The 21,608-nt window shown below is 40.4% G+C and carries 23 protein-coding genes and 1 pseudogene; 19 read left to right on the top strand and 5 right to left on the bottom strand.

Annotated elements, in window-relative coordinates; translation table 11 throughout:
* Positions 1-94 precede the first annotated feature (94 nt).
* Both BLR82_RS08125 and BLR82_RS08120 read left to right on the top strand, forming a co-directional pair.
* Positions 95-871: an ABC transporter ATP-binding protein gene (locus BLR82_RS08125; RefSeq protein WP_245693713.1), complete on the top strand. Its 777-nt coding sequence runs from the start codon at positions 95-97 to the stop codon at positions 869-871.
* Entirely contained in the window at positions 855-2,774 is a 1,920-nt protein-coding gene (locus BLR82_RS08120) for an ABC transporter permease (protein ID WP_245693711.1), read from the top strand. Before BLR82_RS08125 ends, BLR82_RS08120 begins: the two co-directional genes overlap by 17 nt.
* Positions 2,775-3,005: 231 nt before the next feature.
* Here BLR82_RS08120 and BLR82_RS21465 read toward each other — a convergent pair whose 3' ends face one another.
* Complete coding sequence (locus BLR82_RS21465) at positions 3,006-3,134, bottom strand: hypothetical protein (protein ID WP_281242173.1); 129 nt, start codon at positions 3,132-3,134, stop codon at positions 3,006-3,008.
* A 165-nt stretch (positions 3,135-3,299) separates the two neighbouring features.
* Here BLR82_RS21465 and BLR82_RS08115 point away from each other — a divergent pair, with 165 nt between their 5' ends.
* A complete protein-coding gene (locus tag BLR82_RS08115) occupies positions 3,300-3,737 on the top strand; it encodes an MFS transporter (protein ID WP_074598520.1) in 438 nt (145 codons plus the stop codon).
* A 367-nt stretch (positions 3,738-4,104) separates the two neighbouring features.
* Here the strand turns inward: BLR82_RS08115 and BLR82_RS20570 are convergent.
* Positions 4,105-4,503, bottom strand: a pseudogene (locus BLR82_RS20570) (IS1595 family transposase); the annotation flags it as partial.
* A gap of 457 nt (positions 4,504-4,960) precedes the next feature.
* On the bottom strand, positions 4,961-5,389 hold the full coding sequence (locus BLR82_RS08105) for a MarR family winged helix-turn-helix transcriptional regulator (protein ID WP_074598518.1): 429 nt from the start codon (positions 5,387-5,389) through the stop codon (positions 4,961-4,963).
* Positions 5,390-5,509: 120 nt separating this feature from the next.
* Here BLR82_RS08105 and BLR82_RS08100 point away from each other — a divergent pair, with 120 nt between their 5' ends.
* From BLR82_RS08100 to BLR82_RS21550, 5 genes are all read left to right on the top strand, one after another.
* Positions 5,510-6,112 (top strand): NAD(P)H-dependent oxidoreductase, encoded by a 603-nt coding sequence (locus BLR82_RS08100; protein ID WP_139186920.1) that lies wholly within the window; start codon positions 5,510-5,512, stop codon positions 6,110-6,112.
* A gap of 497 nt (positions 6,113-6,609) precedes the next feature.
* Positions 6,610-6,912 carry a PadR family transcriptional regulator gene (locus tag BLR82_RS08095; RefSeq protein ID WP_074599039.1) on the top strand — a complete coding sequence of 101 codons (303 nt, stop codon included), beginning with the start codon at positions 6,610-6,612 and terminating at the stop codon, positions 6,910-6,912.
* 5 nt (positions 6,913-6,917) lie between these two features.
* A complete protein-coding gene (locus tag BLR82_RS08090) occupies positions 6,918-7,274 on the top strand; it encodes a DUF1048 domain-containing protein (RefSeq protein WP_074598516.1) in 357 nt (118 codons plus the stop codon).
* Between the two features lie 2 nt (positions 7,275-7,276).
* Positions 7,277-7,627, top strand: a complete 351-nt coding sequence (locus BLR82_RS08085) for a DUF1048 domain-containing protein (protein WP_074598515.1) — start codon at positions 7,277-7,279, stop codon at positions 7,625-7,627.
* A 58-nt stretch (positions 7,628-7,685) separates the two neighbouring features.
* Positions 7,686-7,901, top strand: coding sequence for a cysteine-rich KTR domain-containing protein (locus BLR82_RS21550; protein WP_139186943.1), 216 nt, complete (start codon positions 7,686-7,688; stop codon positions 7,899-7,901).
* Between the two features lie 239 nt (positions 7,902-8,140).
* Here the strand turns inward: BLR82_RS21550 and BLR82_RS08075 are convergent, their stop codons facing one another.
* The gene (locus BLR82_RS08075; protein WP_074598514.1) at positions 8,141-8,485 is read right to left on the bottom strand and encodes a hypothetical protein; all 345 of its coding nucleotides are present in this window, start codon (positions 8,483-8,485) and stop codon (positions 8,141-8,143) included.
* Positions 8,486-9,494: 1,009 nt separating this feature from the next.
* On the opposite strand from BLR82_RS08075, the gene BLR82_RS08070 reads away from it, so the two are divergent.
* The 4 genes from BLR82_RS08070 to BLR82_RS08055 all read left to right on the top strand — a co-directional run bounded on the left by BLR82_RS08070 (position 9,495) and on the right by BLR82_RS08055 (position 12,720).
* A complete protein-coding gene (locus BLR82_RS08070) occupies positions 9,495-9,689 on the top strand; it encodes a hypothetical protein (RefSeq protein ID WP_074598513.1) in 195 nt (64 codons plus the stop codon).
* Positions 9,690-9,985: 296 nt separating this feature from the next.
* Positions 9,986-10,546: a TetR/AcrR family transcriptional regulator gene (locus tag BLR82_RS08065; protein ID WP_074598512.1), complete on the top strand. Its 561-nt coding sequence runs from the start codon at positions 9,986-9,988 to the stop codon at positions 10,544-10,546.
* A 97-nt stretch (positions 10,547-10,643) separates the two neighbouring features.
* Positions 10,644-11,771, top strand: a complete 1,128-nt coding sequence (locus BLR82_RS08060; RefSeq protein WP_074598511.1) for an MFS transporter — start codon at positions 10,644-10,646, stop codon at positions 11,769-11,771.
* 265 nt (positions 11,772-12,036) lie between these two features.
* Positions 12,037-12,720 carry an RluA family pseudouridine synthase gene (locus tag BLR82_RS08055; protein ID WP_074598510.1) on the top strand — a complete coding sequence of 228 codons (684 nt, stop codon included), beginning with the start codon at positions 12,037-12,039 and terminating at the stop codon, positions 12,718-12,720.
* Positions 12,721-12,803: 83 nt separating this feature from the next.
* Here BLR82_RS08055 and BLR82_RS08050 read toward each other — a convergent pair whose 3' ends face one another.
* Positions 12,804-13,298: a hypothetical protein gene (locus BLR82_RS08050; protein ID WP_074598509.1), complete on the bottom strand. Its 495-nt coding sequence runs from the start codon at positions 13,296-13,298 to the stop codon at positions 12,804-12,806.
* 373 nt (positions 13,299-13,671) lie between these two features.
* Between BLR82_RS08050 and BLR82_RS08045 the strand changes: the two genes are divergently transcribed.
* The 7 genes from BLR82_RS08045 to eno all read left to right on the top strand — a co-directional run bounded on the left by BLR82_RS08045 (position 13,672) and on the right by eno (position 21,078).
* Positions 13,672-13,905: a glutaredoxin family protein gene (locus BLR82_RS08045; protein ID WP_074598508.1), complete on the top strand. Its 234-nt coding sequence runs from the start codon at positions 13,672-13,674 to the stop codon at positions 13,903-13,905.
* A gap of 144 nt (positions 13,906-14,049) precedes the next feature.
* Positions 14,050-15,069: a sugar-binding transcriptional regulator gene (locus BLR82_RS08040; protein ID WP_074598507.1), complete on the top strand. Its 1,020-nt coding sequence runs from the start codon at positions 14,050-14,052 to the stop codon at positions 15,067-15,069.
* A 42-nt stretch (positions 15,070-15,111) separates the two neighbouring features.
* Positions 15,112-16,119, top strand: a complete 1,008-nt coding sequence (gap, locus tag BLR82_RS08035; protein WP_074598506.1) for a type I glyceraldehyde-3-phosphate dehydrogenase — start codon at positions 15,112-15,114, stop codon at positions 16,117-16,119.
* 166 nt (positions 16,120-16,285) lie between these two features.
* Entirely contained in the window at positions 16,286-17,467 is a 1,182-nt protein-coding gene (locus tag BLR82_RS08030) for a phosphoglycerate kinase (protein WP_074598505.1), read from the top strand.
* Positions 17,468-17,484: 17 nt separating this feature from the next.
* Positions 17,485-18,243, top strand: coding sequence for a triose-phosphate isomerase (gene tpiA, locus BLR82_RS08025; RefSeq protein ID WP_074598504.1), 759 nt, complete (start codon positions 17,485-17,487; stop codon positions 18,241-18,243).
* Complete coding sequence (gpmI, locus tag BLR82_RS08020) at positions 18,240-19,778, top strand: 2,3-bisphosphoglycerate-independent phosphoglycerate mutase (RefSeq protein ID WP_074598503.1); 1,539 nt, start codon at positions 18,240-18,242, stop codon at positions 19,776-19,778. Before tpiA ends, gpmI begins: the two co-directional genes overlap by 4 nt.
* A gap of 13 nt (positions 19,779-19,791) precedes the next feature.
* Positions 19,792-21,078, top strand: coding sequence for a phosphopyruvate hydratase (gene eno, locus BLR82_RS08015; RefSeq protein WP_074598502.1), 1,287 nt, complete (start codon positions 19,792-19,794; stop codon positions 21,076-21,078).
* Positions 21,079-21,608: the final 530 nt, after the last annotated feature.

Below are 21,608 nucleotides of genomic sequence, written 5' to 3'. Positions count from 1 at the left end.
CCAGATTGTCACGTAAAACGTCCGACAAGCGAAAAATTCCACCGTATAATAAAGCTATCATCAAGCAACAATTATGAATTGGAGGAGAGATCAGTTGAATGTAGGAGAAACCGTTTTACAAGCACGAAATGTCCACAAAACTTTTGGTACCAAAGGAAGTGCACAGCATGTATTAAAAGGAATAGATTTACGCGTCACCCGCAATGAATTTGTCGGTGTTATGGGCCCTTCCGGCTCAGGCAAGACGACATTGCTTAACGTCTTAGCTACGATTGACCATACTACGGACGGAACGGTTTTAATCGATGAAGCAGATATCTCCAAGCTGGGTAATACTGCGCTTTCCGCTTTTCGGCGCAACAAGTTGGGATTCATCTTCCAGGATTACAATCTACTGGACACGTTGACAGTGAAGGAAAATATACTGCTACCCATCTCCCTTAGCAAAATAAGCAAGCGGAAGGCGGAAAGCGAGTTCACAGCCATCGCCGATGTGCTTGACATTAAAGCACTGTCGAACAAATATCCGCATGAAATATCAGGAGGCCAGAAACAACGGACAGCTGCAGGGCGTGCTCTGATCCACCAGCCTTCGATCGTGTTTGCGGACGAACCGACCGGTGCACTGGATTCCAAATCCGCTTCCTCGTTACTGGACGTGATGGAGAAGGTGAATCAGCAGCGAGGCGTCACCGTTGTCATGGTGACCCATGATCCGGTAGCCTCCAGCTATTGTAGCCGTGTTGTGTTTTTAAGAGACGGGAAGATTTATTCCGAGCTATACCGCGGCGATAAAACAAGACATGCCTTCTTTAATGAAATTATGGACGTGCAAGCTGTACTGGGGGGCGATCATGTTGACGGTTTTTGAATTAGCGCTTCGCAGCATGCGGCAAAATGTGAAGCATTATTATTTGTATTTCTTTGCGCTGATCTTTAGTATGAGTCTGTATTTTGTCTTCACCTCACTACAGCACGATCAGGATGTTCAGAATATGACACATCCGAGCGTTGACTTCTCTGCCGGGTTTCAAATTGCGGGAGTCATGCTGATTGTGATTGTTGGGATCTTTACCGTCTCGGCCAACGGCATTTTCCTGCGTCGGCGCAGTCGAGAAATCGGACTATACCAGCTGATTGGTCTTTCCAAAGGCTGGGTAGCCCGATATCTAATGATCGAGAATATACTGCTTGGCTTGGGTGCACTACTTGCTGCGATCATTTGCGGCGCGTTGATTTCAAGGCTGTTCGTCCTGGTTTTGTTGAATCTGCTCGACTTAGAAGGGATTGTCGGCATCAGCTTCTCCGTACTAGCGGCTTTTAAAACGGTTATGGTCTATCTTCTCATCATCGTCATCACTTCCATACAGATGATGCTGAAGGTTTATCGCAGCACTCTTCTGGATCTGTTTCAAGCTGACAAGCGACCTGACCTCACTAAGCCGCCCAAAGCGGTGGCATCTGCTATTTTCGCCCTGCTCGGTCTGGCACTGATTGGATACGGCTATGAATTGTCGGGTCATATCAATAAACAGTTATTCGTCAACGCATTATTGATGCTCGGATCCATCGTTGCAGGGACTTACTTATTGTTTCGCGTTACGATCAGATGGTGCTTTTACCTGTTCCGCAAACGTAAAGATGGACACCTAGGCTTAACAAACAGCCTGTCAATGGCTCCGCTGATGCACCATACGAAAGCAAATGCCAACTCACTTACTTTGATTACATTGTTGTCGGTGTTGACCATCACGATGATTTCCATGGCTTACTCCTTCTACTACTCCGTAGAGCAAGAGACCCGCCACGATTTCCCTGATGATTTTATGTTTGAAAACGAACAGCAGGAGGCGCTGTCATTCCAGAACGAGCTGGAGAAGGAAGGCATCGACGTGAAACACCATGTCGTTGAAGCGGTTCTTACGAAGGGCGTCATCCTTGATCCGAATGACGAATCCCACAAGTTTGAAGAAGGTTTGTTATGGCTTCCGGCCGAACAGCTTAAACAAACAGACGCAGACCTCGACATGCCACCAGATGGAGAGGCCATTTTGTACAATGCTGGGGCCTCACTTTCCGGGGACTTAGATGAGCGATATCCAACCGAAATAGAGTTGGAGCAGAATGGACAGACCGTTATGTATACATTGAGGACAGTGATGGAAAGGAACATCATGAATTTAAATGCTCCCGGCAGTCAGCTGCTAGTGTCAGAAGCGACGATGGACAAAATCGCAGTACAAATGGCCGGTACGCCCGGTTATAAAAAAATTCGCTTTGATACGTTTCAAGTTCCGGACAAGGAAGAGCTCGCCACAGCTTCCTCTCTATACGCAAAATCCGTCAGTGACGAACGATTATATTATTTCTATGCGCAGTACAAAGAAGTGCTGCAGACGACAGGCTTGCTCATTTTCATCGCAGCTTTCCTTGGACTTGTCTTTTTGATCTCAACCGGCAGCATCTTGTACTTCAAGCAAATGACCGAAGCCGAGCAGGAAAAGCAAAGCTTTAAGACGTTGCGTCAGCTCGGATTTGACGTGAATATGATCATGAAAGGCATTATACGAAAGCAGGCCATCGTGTTCCTTCTCCCTCTCACAATCGGTATGCTGCATTCGATCTTTGCTATCAAGGCGGCTTCATTTATGATCCGGTCGGATACCACGTTTCCGGCATCCATCGCCATGGTGATTTACACGGTTATCTATTTTGTATTCGCTCTGTTTACCATAGGCTACTACCGCAACATTGTAAAAAACGCTATATCATAATCATCACTTAAGAGGGATAAGCTATATGGGCTACCGCCAGCATTTCGAACATTTTGTACGCTAAGCATATTCCCAACCTGAAAAAATCGATTCTTTATCTTACAGGGAATCGATTTTTTGTTTTACAATCGCACTCGTTGAATAGAGCTTGCTAAAAAAAATGAACTAAAACATTCCTTCTTTACATTGACATCGTGTCATACTTATATTGTTGAATGGCAAAGGCTGTTACTAATTGTCCGGCTGCTGCAATCGTGACTCCATATTTTTTGCAATGCTCGGTAGTAAACCAGCAATAACATAATCATCTTTTCCGATAATAAAAGTTCCTAACACCGATAATTTGAGGTGGTAATTCATTGTTCATTACTCCTATTCTGGCGATCTTTAACCTGCACTCTTTTAAATGTCTTTGGGAATTTCCCATTTGCTCAATTTGTTGTCTAGTTTGCCTATGCAATTGGAGCCCCTGTTTTAGGAACATTAATGTTTAATATGCCTGTTAAGACGCTATGAGTATTATCTATGTTTGTGTTCACCCCTTTGGTTATGGCTACTTCAACAGGTTTGGTTGCTGATACAATTCGTGGAAAAGCTTTATCATTTGTCATAGATGGTATAACTATTGGGCTAATTTTAGGCGCTCCTATTGGTACATGGATTGGAAATGCAATGACCTTGCGTTATTCTTTTGCTTTCGTAGCAGTGGTATCTTTAGTAACTGCAATTGGGGTTTTAATATTCTTACCAAAAATTGAGCGAGAAGCTTCTGTGAGAATAAAAGAGAGACTCAAAAGTTTCAACAAAATTATTATATTAACATTAAGTGTCAGTATTATCGGCACAACAGGCGGGTTTATGACTTATACCTATATAGCTCCAATTATTACGGTGATCACAAATATCGAGAATATAAGCATTTTCCTACTATTACTTGGTATTGGGCTTTATTTGGCAACCTAGTTGGTAAATATTCCCAATATATAGCCTGAAAACTATATCTAACTAAATAATATAAACCCTTCCAACTGAAAGAAAACGGAAGGTTATTTGGCATGCGCAAATTTAGTATATCACATCATTTTTAAGTTTTTTATTGAAAAATGTTGACAAACTATTAGCTGGTTAACTTTAAGTAAATAATTTCGGAATTAAAATAAATACTGTGCCAGTTCTTTTATTCCTTCATAGATTGCAATTCCAACTACTACTCCGAAAACCATCTGGAAAAAGTTCATAGGTTTCTTTTCCATCAAAAATTCCCCCTTCAACTTTACTACGAGTTAGCTATTTAAGCTGTTTCTAATATGAAATATTTGTGTTAATTCTTTCAATGAATCTGCCAATGTTTATATTTAGATAACCTAAGTGTATCATACGTTTCCATATTTTGTATTAAAATCCCCTTAATAGTCAACTCATTCATAGTGATAGAATTTCTTTGATATTGAATAGATAATAACCCAAACCAAGCAAGGAAATTGTTCAGATATTTAGTTGCAACTCCGTTAACTCGTTGCATCCATCCTTTAAGGCATTGGTGATAATTATTGATGTTTTGGATGTGGTAAATCCCCTATGTGCGAATCTTTCCGATAGACTTGAATTGTTAATTATATATCTATACCTTTTTCAGCAGCATACGTTTTAAAGGCACGCCAAGAATCAGTGCATAAAACATTTTCACTTGAAAGTTGACGTTAGCTCTATCTAATTGCTCTTTTGTTAATCACTCCATTCCATTCCCTTTGCCCTGTCTGTCTTTTGTAGGATTTCTCTTCCTTCTATTATCGGATATTTCTTTTTTAACTCTCAAAAAAAAGTTGGAAAAGCGGTGAAAAACGGCTTTATTTTTCGCCGAAATTGCGGAAATGGGGGTTCGTCGGAAAACTTTAATTTTACTCGAACGGTGGAATGCGGGTTTGAGGTGGGTGATTTAGAAGGAGTTTATTATGGTTGTACAAAATGGTATCAATGGATTTAGTGGTTATTAGCTATATATAATAGTAGAGTATATATTCCCCCGAACTTATTAGTTCGGGGGATTTTTTGATCCCCACGGTTACTTTTACTCGAAAACCAAATACTTATAAGTCTTTCTTATGGGAATATGAGTTATATTATAACTTTTAAAAAATTCATATAAGAGACCATGATATGTTTCATCTTGAACCTTTCCTTTTGACCTATGCAAAAAACTTAGTTTGTAAAATGTTAATTGCCTCTTCAACTTCTTTTAATTCGGAATCTGTCAAATTTTTAATTCGCTCTTGAAAATTTATTTCAAGCTGTCGAAACACTTTATTCATTAGTACCGTTCCATTTTCTGTAAGACAAATATCAAACTTTCGCCGATCATTTGGATCAATAATTTTTTCGCATAGTTGACTTTGAATTAATTTTTTTAACTCGCGGCTAGAATTAGGTAAAGATAAATGCAAGCATTCACTGATTTCACTGAGAGTTACAGGTTGGCTAACTGTAATGAACTCTAATATTTTGTATTGAACGGTAGTTATGTTTTCAATTTTAATTTCTTTTGTCATATCATTTGTCACTTGATGTACAGATGACGTAAATCGAACGAACTGTTGGAAAAGCTTACTCTTGTCCATATAAATCACCTCATTTAAAAAGTATCAAATAAATTATCAAAAAACAATTATCATTTGACAACTAAATTAGATAAGTGGTACTATTTAGTTAACAAATGATAACTAATGGGGTGTTTAACAGTGAACGTTTTAATTGTTTTTACCCATCCAAATCACCAAAGCTTAAGCTACACATTCTTACAAGGGGTGCTTCGCGGGTGCGAGGAAAACCATGTAATAGAAAATGTTCAAATTTTAGATTTATACGATGAAAAATTTAATCCGGTCCTTGAATTTGGTGAAAAAAAGAAGAGAAGAGATATGTATAAAGATCCAGAATTAGAAAAATATCGTAATCAACTATCATGGGCTGACAAGATTATTTTTATCTATCCTATATGGTGGGGAAGGCCTCCTGCTATGTTAATGGGTTATATTGATAAAATGTTTGCTTCGGGATTTGCCTACAAGGATAATGGTAAGTTGTTACCAGATGGTTTGTTGAAGGGTAAATCAGTCGTATGTATTTCGGTAATGAAAGGTCCAACCTTTTATCCAATGTTTTGGCTAAATAATGCTCATAAAGTTTTAATGCGTAAGGCATTATTTCAATACGTAGGTATTAAAAAGGTAAAGTTTTTTGAGTTTGGGAATATGGAAAGTTCAAAGGGAAAACAGCAGAAAAAAATTAAAAAAGTATATAAATACTTTCAAAAAATAAATAATTATAACTTAACATCATAAAATCAACTGCTAGTTGTCTAGAGGAAACATAAGGGATTGTCGTGGCCGCACGCAGAAATATAATATTTATAGATAACAGTATCATCTTATTACCAAGCTACATGCTGAGTGCGTGGCGTTAAAAGCTTGGTATCAATAGGTTTAGTGGATTTTAGTTAAATATTGAAGTGTAATTTATGTTCCCTCGGACTAATGATTCGAGGGACTTTTTGATTCCCAGGGTCTTACCTTTACGCAAAACTAATAATACTTGCGTGATGGTTTGGGTTTTACATATTATTTGTAAGAGGGAAACTTCATAAAATTGGACCTCCTACATATAAGGTATTCTTCTCATTTTTTAGTACAATTTTAAATTACATAGTTAAAAATAAAAGAAAAAAATCATTATATTGACGCTATTACTACTGCGTGATACTATATAGGAGTATTAAGTAATACAGAATACCAGTCATAATGAATGGAAAGCGGTGAGTACTTTGGTAAACCTAACGGAAATGCTTAAAGGCGTGCTTGAGGGGTGTGTCCTTGAAATTATAAGCCGGAAAGAAACCTACGGCTACGAAATCACGAGACAGCTCAATGAACTCGGGTTTACGGAAGTTGTCGATGGAACAGTTTATACCATCCTGGTCCGACTTGAGAAAAATAATTTGGTGGAGATTACAAAAAAGCCATCTGATAAGGGACCGCCACGAAAGTTTTTTGCGCTCAATGATGCTGGGCGTGAGGAATTGAGAGAATTTTGGGCAAAATGGGGTTTTATATCCTCAAAAATTAACGAGTTAAAAAAGGAGTAAAATCAATGAACTTTTTTGAAAAAATCACAGGCGCAGACATAACTAAAGAATTTAAATCTTTTGAATCACGAGCTAAAAAGCTGCCGGCTGATTATCAAGAGGCATGGAAAAAAATCAACTCCAATCTTTGGCAGTACTCAGACTTCACCGGTCGCAACCTCATGCCAATTCTTGATGGTGTACTTGGTTTACTCGAAGAATCGGCTGCAGATGGGCAAGGTGTCCAAGAAGTATTAGGGGACGATATCAAGGGTTTCTGTGCCGCGTTAACCGGAGAAGAAGGAGCAAAGTCTTATCGTGACAAGTGGCGCGAACAACTCAACAACAATATCGCTAAAAAATTAAGTAAACTAGGAGGGTAATAATGAGAATACAAGATATCATCGAAGGCAAAAAAGAGTGGAGAGCACACATGGCGCGTGTCAAAGCGCTCCCACAAGATTATCGGATTGTATATAAAGAAATTCAAAAGTATCTATTCAAAGTCGGACCTGTTGAGTTGACTGAGGAGACGGGTATACTCTCGGGAATCGTAGACCTATTTGAAGAAGGCGCTTCTGTGGGTAAAGGGGTGCTTGAAGTGACGGGTAGTGATGTAGCAGCTTTCTGCGACGATCTAATTAAAGATTCACAAACTTACGCAGACATCTATCAAGAATCTGCTAACCAAGAAGTTAACAAGGCCATGAAAAAGGTTATAGATAAAAGAGAGTAAAGGTATTAGTGATCAAAAAAACACAAGTAATGGATGGAAGAGTGTGTAATACGAGCGGATATTATGCCCCGTCTGTAACAAAAAAACTCAGGTCAAAATAGGGATTGATACGGTACTTGAAAATTTTCCAATATTTTGTCCAACATTTAAACAGGAAACAATTTTCAATGTAAAACAAATAATATATCAGTTATTTAAGAGCCAGACGCTAAGACGCAGAGCAGATAACCGTGAGTCAAACCAGTTGTCGGCTCTTTATTTATATTCAATGTAGTTAAAAAGCAAAGACATTCGATCTATGCTCTTACTAAAAATCACCAAGCCCTTCTGTTTGATTAAAAATCACTGTAGCAGAATGATTCGTACATTACATAACCAATACACGTTTTGACTTTAACGTTGGCACGCTTTCCTCTGTACCAAATTGTAACTATTCACGTAAGTAGATAAAAAGCTGATTATAATCCCCCCAAAACCAGACATTTGGGAAGTTATTTTAAATAAACTGTGATTTTATAATCTTATTGATGATTTGAATTCCCCAAAAGCATCTTTGCCATAAGTGTCAGCATACTTCTCAATATGTTTATTTATTATCATTAAGTTTTCTTGCAGATAAGGGTGTATCTCAGTTGTATCAGCTATGTTATATAATTCATGAAGAAAATCAATTGTCTCACCAATTAAAAAACTATTTTTTATTGTAAGAAGGACGCTAATCACATCTGGAATGTTATCGAATGCTTCTTGAGATGTCAGGCGATTTATTAGATCTTCATAGGAGTTTCTAAAATACCATTCATCTTTTTCTAACTTACTCTTCCAATCATTAAAAATAATGAAGAGCTTTTCTTTCATAGTAACACCTTCTCATCACTTAAATTTAAAATCAGCGAATTTTTTGGTGGCTTTATTATCATTGAAATGTATGGTTATAGTCTTAGATCCTTATACTTTTAAGGTTCGTTGCATTTTTACCCAATCTGACTTACCAGGCCAACGTTTATCAGTGATTTTGGAAGTGGATAGAATTTCCTTTTCTCCTTTTAACGGTTCGAAAAAAATTTTTCATAGCGATCTGTTCTTCAAGTAGCTATCCTGCTTTACCTGGAGCCTTATTAGCCATTTGTTTGGATAGGTCTTTAACAGCATCTTTAGTCACTTTTGTACCGAATTTCTTGGCTAACCACTTAATACCGGCTCTTGCAAAAATCCAACTAGGATAGGGATTGCTGGAATAACAGAAGCGTTAATTTTCAGGTAGAGTTTAATTCATAGACTTTACTGGTTACCTGATCAATCACTGTTGCAGTAATTATATCATCTTGAACTCCATGAATATTATACATCATAACTTTTTCTTCAATTACACCAGGTCTTCTTCTATTTCACTAGTAATTGTAACTTCAACTTCTGCATCTATTACCGAGTCTTCTAATTCAGTGATAACCGAAACTTCATCTTGTGTTTCCTCTATACTTAATTCTAAGTCACTCGGATTATCTGCGTTTAGCTCATCGGCTAATTCAATTACTTAAAATTATAACCCTCACTAGAGGAATGTGTTGGTCTACAGAAAGGGTGCTTAAAGTGAGAAACACTGTGCAAAACAATCTTCAAACCAATGGTATGGGCGCTGCAAGTTTTTTTGACGTGCGAGCATAATTGTCACATTTATATTCATTCTGACGATTCTATCAGAACCATAAACCCTTTCAGCAATAAGCACGAAACAGTACATTTGTAAACAAATGAAGCTTTGGTGCTGAGATATACTATCATATGATCTAATCGGCGGTGTTAGTGCTCTATTTATGAAAATGTTAAAATTCCAATAATCGTTATTTTATTTAAAGGAGGCAGTTCGGTGTTCAAGAGTGAAAAAGCAAACATTGTTTACAATATAATAGGAGCTATTATCGTACTAGTAATGGTGACGTATATTTTATATTCAACTCTTGAAGGAGTTATCCCTTGGTTAGTTTACACTTTAATCTTCATAGGTTTTGTATTATTTCTCAGAAAACAATTTTATCGTTGGAAAGATAATAAAGAAATTTAAAGAGGCTGGGACAAAACCGTTTTAAAAGTTGATTAATCATTTCTTTTGAAAGTTGCTTTTTCATTGGAATCACATCTGATAAATTATGAAAATTCGATTATATGAAAGAATTTTCTTCACATAATGATGGGTAATTTATTCAGTTACGTATCCACGCACCGGTTATTTTACATATGTTTATCAATGGAATAAATGTAGTGGCTGTGAATCACAGTACTTTCTCAGAATCAGCTTGCAAGACAAGATAAGAGTGTTATTATTATAATGAACGTTCAATACAAAATGGAGGTTCTTAAATGAAAAAATCAAAGAAAAAAGAAGCCATTCTAAACACGGCTGAAAAATTATTTTATCAGCATGGTTTTCATTCGATTGGTGTAAAGGCTATATTGGATGAGGCCGGAGTTGCACCAATGACGATGTATTATCATTTCAAATCGAAGGAAGAAGTAATTAAAGAAATATTAGTCCGACGAGAGAATCACTATTTCGAATTGGTTGAAGAGAAACTTAATAAAAGAGAAAGTATTGATACGTACATCATGTCCCTGATGCACGCTCATATGGACTGGATAGAAGCAGAAGGTACTAATGGTTGCCTGTTTTTAAGAGCAAAGCAGGAATATGAAGGCATAAATGAGGAGATTGCTTCGCTAAGCAGGGAACACAAAAAAACATTGCTAAACCGGATTGAAAATGATTTAAAGCCATTTGATGTGCCGGGATCGTTCGGTGTTCAAATATCCATTATACTAGAGGGATTAACATCCATGGCCCAAATACAAGAAGTGGATGAAGTGAAAGAGGCAGCAGTCGATTTAGTGAAGGGGTTACAGGTCCAGGCAAGTGAATATTAGTAATTAGAGGGGACGAAGATATAATATCACTCAACGGTCCCTGTTTTTTCACCTATTTATTATAATGAACGTTATATATAAAAAGAAGGTGTGCTCGATGGATGAAAAGAAACTGATTATAGTCGGTTTGCCAATGATTGCTGTGACGTATGGGTTATCGAGATTTAGTTACGGTTTAATGCTCCCCTATATTAGTGAATCAATTAAAATGGAGCAATATACCAGCGGTGTTATTTCGTCTTTCTCCTACATCGCATACTGTATCGCAATAATAGTAGCAATGGTATTTTCGAATAAGATATCTCCAAAAGCTATTCTTTTCTTGGCTGGACTATTATCGATAATTGGTTTGGGGATTATTTCAATCGCAGCTAATCCTGCCGTACTAGGTCTAGGGATATTTTTGGCAGGGTTAAGTACTGGTTTTTCATCTCCTCCCTATGCCACCATTGTGGACCTAAATGTAGAAAGAAGCTTACAGAATCAGACGAACTCTTGGATAAATTCAGGTACCAGTATTGGAACAGCTTTAACAGGGTCTATTGCTATAATTATGACAGATAGTTGGAGAGAAACCTATTTGATTTTTATGGTCATTGCCATAATAGTATTATTCGCTAATTACAAAGTACTGCCAAAAAATCAATCGATCAAAGAAAATGGGACATTCGGTTTCTCAAAGGAAGAATGGAGAAGGGCCGTCCCATTAATTGTCGCATCTATGTTATTAGGTATATCCTGTTCGGCCTACTGGACGTTTTCGAGAGATTTTATCTTACAGGCCGAAAATATTCCTGATTATATCGGAAAGTGGCTGTGGGTTGTAATTGGAATTTCAGGATTGCTAGGAGGAACTGCAGGTGCTGTTATAAATAAGCATGGTTTAGCGACTGCATACAGGATCTCTGTATTAGCTCTTTCAACCTCGTCCCTGTTATTAGGAAGATTTGCAGATAATAGTATGATTGGTTTTCTTTCGCCAGCCCTTTTTGGTAGCTCGTATATTTTTATGACAGGTGTTTTGATAGCGTGGGGAATTTCCGTATTTAAGTTGAATCCCTCATTCGGTTTAGGCATCCCCTTTTTAATACTGGCACTCGGTCAAGCAATTGGCTCGGTTTTCTCGGGGGTCTTTGCGGATTTATTAGGTTATCCTGCCATATTTATAGGAGGTTCCTTAATTGGTTATGCAGCTTTATTTTTTAAAAAAAGCACAATAAGTTAACTGGAAATGGAGAACTTTCGTCCATACTGGGATTGTTCCGTATTCTGTTTTGGTTTCTCTTAATGCTTCGTTTCGTAAGAAAACTCACGTGGAGATATCTTCTATTTCATTGGAGAGGGAATAAAGGTTTTTAAAGTTGCTTTGCGTAAGAATTTCCTGTTAAGATATCCTCTGATTCCAAAAATATGCTTGCCATCCTGGTGGTTTAACCGTAGGTGGTTGTATGTTACCATTTTTATAGTTATTAGTTAGGAGTATATAAATCATGGATATACAAATACTTTACGAGGACAATCATCTGCTTTGCATTGAAAAGCCCGTTAATGTTCCGGTCCAGGAAGATAAAACAAAAGATAAAGATTTACTTTCGATATTAAAAGAAGATATAAAGTACCGGTATCAGAAGCCGGGCAACGTTTACCTTGCGTTGGTTCACCGCTTGGATCGGCCTGTCGGTGGTACCATGGTTTTTGCCAAAACGTCAAAAGCAGCTTCGCGATTATCTGATATGATGCGCCGGAAAACGATTAATAAAAGCTATTTGGCAGTAGTGCGGGGAACAATGCCTGAAAATCATAATGTGCTTGAGGATTACTTGGTAAAAGACACGCGCAAAAATCAAGTATATACGGCTTCCCCGACTCATGAAAAAGCTAAAAAAGCAGTATTGGAATATGAAGTCCTCAGTGAAAAAAAGGGATTGTCACTCCTGTCGATAAAACTGCACACGGGGAGACCACACCAAATACGTGTTCAGCTTTCCTCTCGAAATCGTCCACTTTATGGTGATCAAAAGTATGGGGAAGAAGTGAATCGTCCTGGCCAGCAAATCGCTTTATGGTCTCAATCGCTTGCGTTTAAACATCCTACAAAAAAAGAGGAATTGAAGGCGAGTTCCTTACCGCCAAACACTTACCCTTGGAACCTGTGGAAAGAGTTTGCGCAGTGAAAAAGTAAAAGTACCTGTGGTATATAGACATGTTTACTAGGGGAATTTGGCCTAAGACACTAATCACTGAGGTTAGTGTCTTTTTAGATCGCATAGTAAATGTCCAACAGTTTTATTTGTAAATCTGCATATTTTTTATACGCTTGGATGAATTCCTCGGTTTCATCTATCCGATAAAATTTTATTTTTGTTAACTCGTCTATTAAATAGGACAGTTCGGCTTTGATCTGCTTATTTTCAACCAAGTTTTCGGCCTGTTCTAACAAAGTGGCTTTCCGCGCCAAATTGTTGATGAGATTCCCGGAGTGTTCCTTATTATTTTTCTCTTGTAGATGGGCTATTTCTTCTTTATTTCCTCTAAAGAACGAAGGGATATCTTCTTGCTTTGGAATTATCTCTGCTCCATCAGGACTGATAGAAATCGCTGTTTGCTTCAATAGTTCTCTGGCTTTCAGCGCAGCTGCATCGTTACGATTATTGTGGAAGTAGTCGTAATACATCTTCTTATCAATGATCAAATTTCTGTTTTTAAGATTGGGTTTCTCCTGATCTTTAACCTCTATTTGCGAAATATCCATTTTTATTTCCGCTACTGTTTTTTCATCTGTTCCTTTATCTAGGAATAATTGGACTAAAACAATAAAAAGCAGGAAGATGCTCAGGACTATGAGTATTTGTTTCCAGATACAATCACTCCTTTACCACAAACTCTTCGAATCGATAGAATAGCTGCTTTATTCATCTATTCGGTAGAATTATAACGATCTCCTTCTATACAGTTATACGCTATTTGATTTCTATTATTAAAGGCAGAGTAAGCGAGTCGCACTTTTACCGTAGCGTTCTCCATGAAAAACGGAGTGTGTTTTCTCCGCAGTGGCGCAGTAACAGGAGCTTCCTGCTGTTTTATTTTAAAAAGATATGGCACAATAGAGGAGTGGAGGGAATAGCATGCAAAAAGTGGTTTTATATTCAAAGCCGAACTGCCCTTTATGTGACGAGGCAAAAGAACTTTTAATCGCATTTCAGGATCAATACAATTATGAGTTGAAAGTAGTCGATATTTATAGTGATGACGAACTCTTGGAGAAATATCAACTAATGATTCCTGTGGTGGAAATCGACGGCCGGCAAGCCGATTATGGGCAAATTGAGGGGGCGAACGTTAGTGGTTTTTTAAAATAGGAGTGCTTTTAGTTGTCGAATTATAGCGCTTCTGATACAATAATTATTGTAAGAGGAATTTTTTTGGAGTCTGCGGGACATAATACGCCTACCAGGGACATTTTTAACCCGGTTAGCATTAACTGGTTATAAAGGAGTAATAACATGAGAGCACTAATCGATCTTCAGAAAAAATTATTCCCTGATGTTTTGGAGGTTATGCAGCGCAGGTACAAGATCTTGCACTACATACAATTGATGGGACCGATCGGTCGCAGAAGCCTGGCCGATAATATTGAGATGGGCGAACGACTAGTCAGGAGTGAAGTCGACTTCTTGAATAGCAATGGCTTTCTCGATATCACAGCCAAGGGCATGATGTTGACCACGGAAGGCACCAACATTCTGGAGCAACTCGGGGAGTTCATGAAGGAAGTGTCCGGGTTTAGTGTTTTAGAACAAAGTGTAAAGGATAAATTACACGTAGACCATGTTATTGTGGTTCCTGGTAATAGTGATGAGGTTGATTGGGTAAAACAAGAAATGGGAAAAGCTGCGATCGGATTTTTGCGATCGATTTTGAAAAACAATCAAACCATTGCTGTGACAGGTGGAACATCGATGGCTGCAGTCGCCGAGATGATGACTCCTTTGGAAAACGCCAAAGACTGCATGTTTGTGCCGGCCCGTGGCGGTTTGGGCGAGCGTGTAGAAAATCAGGCGAATACGATTTGTGCGGAAATGGCGAATAAAGCAAATGGAGAATACAGGTTGCTCCATGTGCCGGACCCGCTGAGCGAAGAATCTTACCAGTCGATTATCGGGGAGCCATCCGTCAAAGAAATTCTTCAATTAATCAGACAGGCAGATGTGGTTATCCATGGCATTGGCGATGCGATGACCATGGCCGAGCGAAGAAAGGCTTCCGATGAGGTTTTACAGAGAATCCAGGCCGGTAATGCGGTCAGTGAAGCATTCGGCTATTATTTCAACAAAACCGGAGAAGTCATCCACAAGGTAAGGACTGTCGGTCTGCAGCTGGAAGATCTATTCAGTTCCCAGTGTGTTGTCGCTGTTGCCGGAGGTACATCCAAAGCAAAGGCGATCATGTCTTATTTCCAGCAGGGGAAAAGCAACGTCCTTGTCACAGATGAAGGGGCGGCAAAAGAGTTAATAAGGGAGTAATCATCCCTTTAAATATATAGGAAAAATAAGGAGGAATAACAAATGGCAGTAAAAGTGGGTATTAATGGTTTTGGCCGAATCGGTCGTAACGTTTTCCGTCAAGCATTGAAAAATGACGAAGTAGAGGTAGTTGCAGTAAACGACCTTACAGATGCAAATATGCTTGCACATCTTTTGAAATATGACTCTATACACGGAATCTTGGAAGAAGAGGTTTCCGTAAACGGTGATAACCTGGTAGTAGCCGGAAAAGAAATCATCGTTAAGTCTGAACGTGATCCAGCTAACCTTGGTTGGGGAGATTTGGGCGTAGAAGTAGTAATCGAATCTACTGGTATCTTCACAAACCGTGATGATGCGAAGAAACATCTGGATGCTGGTGCTAAAAAAGTAGTTATCTCTGCACCTGCTAAAAACGAAGACCTTACATTGGTTATGGGTGTTAACGAAGATAAGTACGATGCAGCCAGCCATCATGTCATTTCTAACGCGTCTTGTACCACAAACTCTTTGGCTCCTGCAGCTAAAGTACTTCATGAGAAATTCGGTATCAAGCGCGGTTTGATGACTACTGTACACTCTTATACTAATGACCAGCAAATCCTTGATTTGCCGCATAAAGACTACCGTCGTGCACGTGCTGCTGCACAAAACATCATTCCTACCACTACTGGTGCAGCAAAAGCTGTAGCTAAAGTGCTTCCTGAACTGGAAGGCAAATTGAATGGTATGGCTATGCGTGTTCCAACTCCAGACGGTTCCATCGTGGACTTGGTTGTAGAATTGGATCAAAACGTAACAGCTGATGACGTAAATGCTGCACTTCGTGAAGCTGCAGAAGGCGACTTAAAAGGCATCCTGGAATACAGTGAACTACCGCTGGTTTCTTCTGACATCGTAGGTAACACCCATTCTTCTATTGCAGATGGCCTATCTACTATGGTGCTTGAAGATAACATGGTGAAAGTCGTTACTTGGTATGACAACGAAATGGGATACTCTACACGTTGTGTAGACTTGGCTGTTTTCCTTAAGAAACAAGGCCTTTAATCCCTGCAGTAACAGGAATAAAATGAACGAATGACCAGCAGGGAGGGGGATTTGTCCTCCTCCCTTGCGTGGTTTTTGTATTAATTGAAAGGTTCCCGGTTAACACGAACCTACATACGGGAATGATAGTATGTGGAGCTATTACAGGTAAGGAGGCTGAAACAGCATGGATAAAAAGACAATTGCCGATCTTGATGTAAAAGGAAAAAAGGTCTTTTGCAGAGTAGACTTCAACGTGCCGATGAGCGATGGCGAAGTCAGTGATGACACCAGAATCAAAGCTGCCCTTCCGACAATCGGAAAACTGATTGAACAGGGTGCCCAAGTAATTCTTGCCAGCCATTTGGGAAGACCAAAAGGCGAAGTGGTAGAAGAGCTTCGTTTGGATGCCGTTGCGAAACGCTTGAGCGATTTACTCGGTAAAACGGTGACAAAAACGGATGAGGTGCACGGAAGCGAAGTCGATCAAGCGTTGGCCGAAATGAAAGACGGCGATGTACTGTTGATTGAAAATGTACGGTTCGAACCTGGTGAAGAAAAAAATGATCCAGAACTGTCCAAAGCATTTGCTGATATGGCTGATGTTTATGTCAACGATGCATTCGGTGCAGCCCACAGGGCTCATGCATCCACTGCCGGTATTGCAGAGCATTTACCTTCCGCTGCTGGACTGTTGATGGAGAAGGAATTAAGCGTGTTAGGCAAAGCATTGTCTAATCCGGAACGCCCGTTTACCGCCATTATCGGCGGTGCCAAGGTAAAAGATAAAATCGGTGTTATCGATCATTTACTCGATAAAGTCGATAATCTGATTATTGGCGGCGGACTTGCTTACACCTTCATCAAAGCACGCGGCTATGAAATCGGCAAGTCTCTGCTGGAAGAGGATAAGATTGATTTGGCAAAGCAATTCATGAAGAAAGCAGAAGACAATGGCGTGAATTTCATCATGCCGGTTGATGTTGTTGTGGGAGATGACTTCTCCAATGATGCAAATACGCAAATCGTCGATATCGAAAACATTCCTGCTGATTGGGAAGCTCTGGATATCGGTCCGAAAACAAGAGAAAAGTACAGCGAAATTGTTTCAGACTCCAAACTTGTGATTTGGAATGGGCCAATGGGTGTATTTGAATTGGATATCTATGCTAATGGCACGAAAGCTGTTGCCAAAGCAATGGCTGAAACAGAAGGTTACACGGTCATCGGCGGAGGAGATTCGGCAGCTGCCGTAGAAAAATTCGGATATGCTGAACAAATGGACCATGTGTCCACTGGCGGCGGAGCTTCCCTGGAATTTATGGAAGGCAAAGTATTGCCAGGCGTCGATGCACTAAGCGATAAATAACAGGAGAGGTGATTCCTATGCGTAAGAATGTAATTGCTGGTAACTGGAAAATGAACAAAGTTCTTTCAGAAGCCGAACAATTCGTGGAAGAAACAAAAACTAGAATCCCAAGCGAAGAAAAGGCTGAGTCGATCGTTTGTGCCCCATTCCCTTTTCTTCCTGTTTTAGTGGAAAAAGCCAAGGGGTCAGACTTGAAGGTAGCCGCACAAAACATGCATTATGAAGATAACGGTGCTTTCACTGGCGAAGTCAGCCCTGTTATGCTGAAAGATTTGGGTGTAACCCATGTGGTTTTGGGCCACTCGGAACGCCGGGAGTACTTCGCAGAAACGGACGAAACAGTCAACAAAAAGGCACATGCTGCATTCAATCATAATCTGACGCCGATTATTTGTGTGGGAGAAACGCTTGAACAGCGTGAAAACAACGAAACAATGAACCATGTTGAAGCGCAAGTGAAACAGGCTTTGTCCGGTTTGACAGAGGAGCAAGTCAAAGCTTCGATCATTGCTTATGAGCCAATCTGGGCTATCGGTACAGGTAAAACTGCCACTTCAGAGCAAGCAAATGAAGTGTGCACTCATATCCGCAACGTAGTGAAACAGTTTTCTTCCGAAGAAGCGGGCGAAGCAATCAGACTTCAATATGGCGGCAGTGTGAAGCCTGCCAATGTCGATGAACTATTGTCGCAATCTGATATTGATGGCGCACTTGTCGGAGGAGCAAGCCTGGAAGCTGATTCATTTGTTCAATTAGCGGAGGCTGGTGCAAAATGAAACAAGATAAATTAGCGGCTCTGATCATCCTGGACGGTTTCGGCATTCGGGATGAAGTGAAAGGGAACGCTGTTAAACAGGCAAACATGCCAAACTTTGACCGTTATTTTAATAAATATCCGCATACGCAATTGAATGCGTCAGGTGAGGCTGTCGGTCTTCCAGAAGGTCAAATGGGTAACTCGGAAGTCGGACACTTGAATATCGGTGCCGGCAGAGTTGTTTATCAAAGCCTGACAAGGGTAAACAAATCGATTAAGGAAGGCGACTTTTTCGAGAACGAAGCTTTGGTAAATGCGGTTAACCATGCCAAGGAAAACAACAAGGCGCTTCATGTTTTCGGTTTGCTTTCTGATGGTGGGGTTCACAGCCATATTGAGCACTTGTTCGGTTTACTGAAGCTTGCTTCTACCAAGGGACTTGAGCAAGTGTATGTGCACGGGATACTCGATGGAAGAGATGTTGGACAAAAATCTGCCGAGCAGTATATCCGACAAACCGAAGAGATTATGGAAAAATACGGTGTTGGAGAATTTGCTACGATTTCCGGCCGTTATTATTCCATGGATCGTGACAAACGCTGGGACCGTGTGAAAAAATCCTACGACGCCATGGTTTACGGTGAAGGTCCGAAGTATAAGACACCGTATGAAGTAGTTGATGACTCGTACGAAAATGAAATCTATGATGAGTTCGTCCTGCCATCGGTCATTGTCGACGAAAATGGACAGCCGAAAGGGACAATAAAAGATGAGGATTCCTTGATCTTTTATAACTTCCGTCCTGACCGAGCTATCCAGATTTCCCGTACCTTTGCCAACGAAGACTTCCGTGATTTTGAACGTGGTGACAAATATCCGAAAAACCTTTATTTCGTGGGACTTACCCAGTTCAGCGAGACGGTAGATGGTTTTGTTGCCTATAAGCCAGTCAACCTTGATAACACAGTAGGGGAAGTATTGTCCCAAAACAACTTGAACCAGCTGCGCATTGCGGAAACGGAAAAGTATCCGCACGTGACCTTTTTCATGAGCGGCGGAAGAGAACAGGAATTTCCGGGTGAAAAACGGATTCTCATCGATTCTCCCAAAGTCGCTACCTATGATTTGAAACCGGAAATGAGCGCATATGAAGTGACAGATGCATTGTTGAAGGAATTGGATGAGGGAAATCAGAACGCAATTCTCTTGAATTTTGCCAATCCGGACATGGTCGGCCACTCCGGTATGCTACAGCCAACCATCGATGCGTTGGAAGCTGTGGATGAGTGTCTTGGAAAAGTTGTCGACAAAATCATCGAGCTTGGCGGCGAAGCAATCATTACTGCCGACCACGGTAACTCGGATGAAGTGGTGACATTGGAAGGAAAACCAATGACAGCCCACACAACCAATCCTGTTCCAGTGATTGTTACAAGAGAAGGGGTTGAACTCCGCGAGGGCGGCATTCTAGGTGACTTATCGCCAACATTGTTGGATTTACTCGATGTAGAACAACCAAAAGAAATGACAGGTCAGTCATTAATCAAAAAATAAAGGAGAGATTTACATGCCTTACATTACAGACGTATATGCACGCGAGGTCTTGGATTCCCGCGGCAACCCTACAGTTGAAGTAGAAGTATTCACAGAATCTGGAGCATTCGGCTCTGCATTGGTCCCAAGTGGTGCTTCCACTGGAGAACACGAAGCGGTAGAGCTTCGCGACGGTGACAAAGAACGCTATCTAGGAAAAGGTGTCCTGCGCGCAGTGGAAAATGTCAACGAAACAATTGCGCCAGAACTGATCGGAATGGATGTTACCCGTCAAATCATCATCGATCAGCTATTGATTGAATTGGATGGAACAGAAAACAAAGGCAAACTAGGTGCCAATGCGATTCTTGGTGTTTCCATGGCAGTAGCACATGCAGCAGCCGATTACCTAGGCCAGCCCTTATACAAGTACTTGGGTGGTTTCAGTGCACAAACATTGCCAACTCCAATGATGAACATCTTGAATGGCGGTGAGCACGCAGACAATAACGTCGACATCCAAGAATTCATGATTATGCCTGTTGGAGCTCCGACTTTCCGTGAAGCACTTCGCATGGGTGCAGAAATTTTCCATTCCCTTAAAGGAGTATTGAAGTCAAAAGGCTACAATACCGGTGTCGGTGACGAAGGTGGATTTGCTCCAAACCTGAAGTCGAATGAGGAAGCTTTCCAAACTATCATTGAAGCAATCGAAACTGCCGGCTATAAGCCTGGTGAGCAAGTGCAGCTTGCAATGGACGTTGCTTCTTCTGAGTTCTATGAAAACGGCAAATACAACCTGAAAGGCGAAGGGGTTGTCCGTTCATCTGAAGAAATGATCGATTGGTTCGAAGAAATGGTCAACAAGTATCCAATCATTTCGATTGAAGATGGTCTGGATGAAAACGACTGGGAAGGTCATCGCTTGCTTACAGAGCGCATCGGCGACAGAGTGCAGCTTGTCGGGGACGACTTGTTCGTAACCAACACTGTCCGCTTGAAGCAGGGAATCGAGCAAGGCGTCGGCAACTCGATCTTAATCAAAGTAAACCAAATCGGTACACTGACGGAAACATTCCAGGCTATCGAGATGGCAAAACGTGCAGGCTACACAGCGGTTATCTCCCACCGTTCCGGTGAAACCGAGGATGCAACGATTGCGGACATCGCTGTTGCAACGAATGCCGGTCAAATCAAAACGGGAGCACCTTCCCGTACAGACCGCGTAGCGAAGTACAACCAGCTTCTTCGCATTGAAGACGAATTGGTTGGCACTGGCGTTTACGGCGGACTGGATTCTTTCTACAACCTGAACAAATAAGTTTTTGAAGTTCCTTTCCAATTGAAAGGTTAGACTGTCGGGCAAAAAGTCCGGCAGTCTTTTTTGTGTAGTTCCTTCCCTTTATCACTCCAAAATAATTTCTATTTCTTTCTCTTATCGCCTCTTCTCATCTGAATCCTAGCAGTTGATAGAAACTGCGAACTAACTATAGCGGGAAGTTCCATCGTCTATTCGAAAAGTCTGTGATCCACCGTTCGGTAGCATACTTCGCTTTCCACGGGCACGGCCTCAGCTAACTTGGTAAAGAAAACCGCTTTACCAAGTGGATCTTCAGCTCGCGCTGTTCCCGCAGGAGTCTGCGCATGCTAGCTCCGCTAAAAAGCATGGAGACAATCGCAAGCGTAGAAACTTTTTCCTTGAAACTCAATAAACCATCTTAAAAACGTATGTCAGGAGATATAACCTTCTTTTATAAATAACAATTAGGATTCTGTTTTTTCTCCTTCTCTTGGACTATCTGCTTGTGTTCCTAGCAATGTCTTTTGATAAAACGGTGAAGGATACCATGA

Origin of the sequence: Sediminibacillus halophilus (assembly GCF_900103695.1) — a bacterium.
GTDB classification, from domain to species: Bacteria; Bacillota; Bacilli; order Bacillales; family Amphibacillaceae; genus Sediminibacillus; species Sediminibacillus halophilus.
The sequence above is the reverse complement of the archived record's forward strand: the minus strand, read 5'-3'. Positions and strand labels throughout refer to the sequence as shown.

What these genes read in the sequence shown, in the direction of transcription:
- BLR82_RS08120 (WP_245693711.1), top strand. Translation starts at nt 855, where the DNA reads ATGTTGACGGTTTTTGAATTAGCGCTTCGCAGCATGCGGCAAAATGTG.
- BLR82_RS21465 (WP_281242173.1), bottom strand. Translation starts at nt 3,134, where the DNA reads ATGAATTACCACCTCAAATTATCGGTGTTAGGAACTTTTATTATCGGA.
- BLR82_RS08115 (WP_074598520.1), top strand. Translation starts at nt 3,300, where the DNA reads ATGTTTGTGTTCACCCCTTTGGTTATGGCTACTTCAACAGGTTTGGTT.
- BLR82_RS08105 (WP_074598518.1), bottom strand. Translation starts at nt 5,389, where the DNA reads ATGGACAAGAGTAAGCTTTTCCAACAGTTCGTTCGATTTACGTCATCT.
- BLR82_RS08095 (WP_074599039.1), top strand. Translation starts at nt 6,610, where the DNA reads ATGCTTAAAGGCGTGCTTGAGGGGTGTGTCCTTGAAATTATAAGCCGG.
- BLR82_RS08090 (WP_074598516.1), top strand. Translation starts at nt 6,918, where the DNA reads ATGAACTTTTTTGAAAAAATCACAGGCGCAGACATAACTAAAGAATTT.
- BLR82_RS08085 (WP_074598515.1), top strand. Translation starts at nt 7,277, where the DNA reads ATGAGAATACAAGATATCATCGAAGGCAAAAAAGAGTGGAGAGCACAC.
- BLR82_RS08075 (WP_074598514.1), bottom strand. Translation starts at nt 8,485, where the DNA reads ATGAAAGAAAAGCTCTTCATTATTTTTAATGATTGGAAGAGTAAGTTA.
- BLR82_RS08065 (WP_074598512.1), top strand. Translation starts at nt 9,986, where the DNA reads ATGAAAAAATCAAAGAAAAAAGAAGCCATTCTAAACACGGCTGAAAAA.
- BLR82_RS08060 (WP_074598511.1), top strand. Translation starts at nt 10,644, where the DNA reads ATGGATGAAAAGAAACTGATTATAGTCGGTTTGCCAATGATTGCTGTG.
- BLR82_RS08055 (WP_074598510.1), top strand. Translation starts at nt 12,037, where the DNA reads ATGGATATACAAATACTTTACGAGGACAATCATCTGCTTTGCATTGAA.
- BLR82_RS08050 (WP_074598509.1), bottom strand. Translation starts at nt 13,298, where the DNA reads ATGGATATTTCGCAAATAGAGGTTAAAGATCAGGAGAAACCCAATCTT.
- BLR82_RS08045 (WP_074598508.1), top strand. Translation starts at nt 13,672, where the DNA reads ATGCAAAAAGTGGTTTTATATTCAAAGCCGAACTGCCCTTTATGTGAC.
- BLR82_RS08040 (WP_074598507.1), top strand. Translation starts at nt 14,050, where the DNA reads ATGAGAGCACTAATCGATCTTCAGAAAAAATTATTCCCTGATGTTTTG.
- gap (WP_074598506.1), top strand. Translation starts at nt 15,112, where the DNA reads ATGGCAGTAAAAGTGGGTATTAATGGTTTTGGCCGAATCGGTCGTAAC.
- BLR82_RS08030 (WP_074598505.1), top strand. Translation starts at nt 16,286, where the DNA reads ATGGATAAAAAGACAATTGCCGATCTTGATGTAAAAGGAAAAAAGGTC.
- tpiA (WP_074598504.1), top strand. Translation starts at nt 17,485, where the DNA reads ATGCGTAAGAATGTAATTGCTGGTAACTGGAAAATGAACAAAGTTCTT.
- gpmI (WP_074598503.1), top strand. Translation starts at nt 18,240, where the DNA reads ATGAAACAAGATAAATTAGCGGCTCTGATCATCCTGGACGGTTTCGGC.
- eno (WP_074598502.1), top strand. Translation starts at nt 19,792, where the DNA reads ATGCCTTACATTACAGACGTATATGCACGCGAGGTCTTGGATTCCCGC.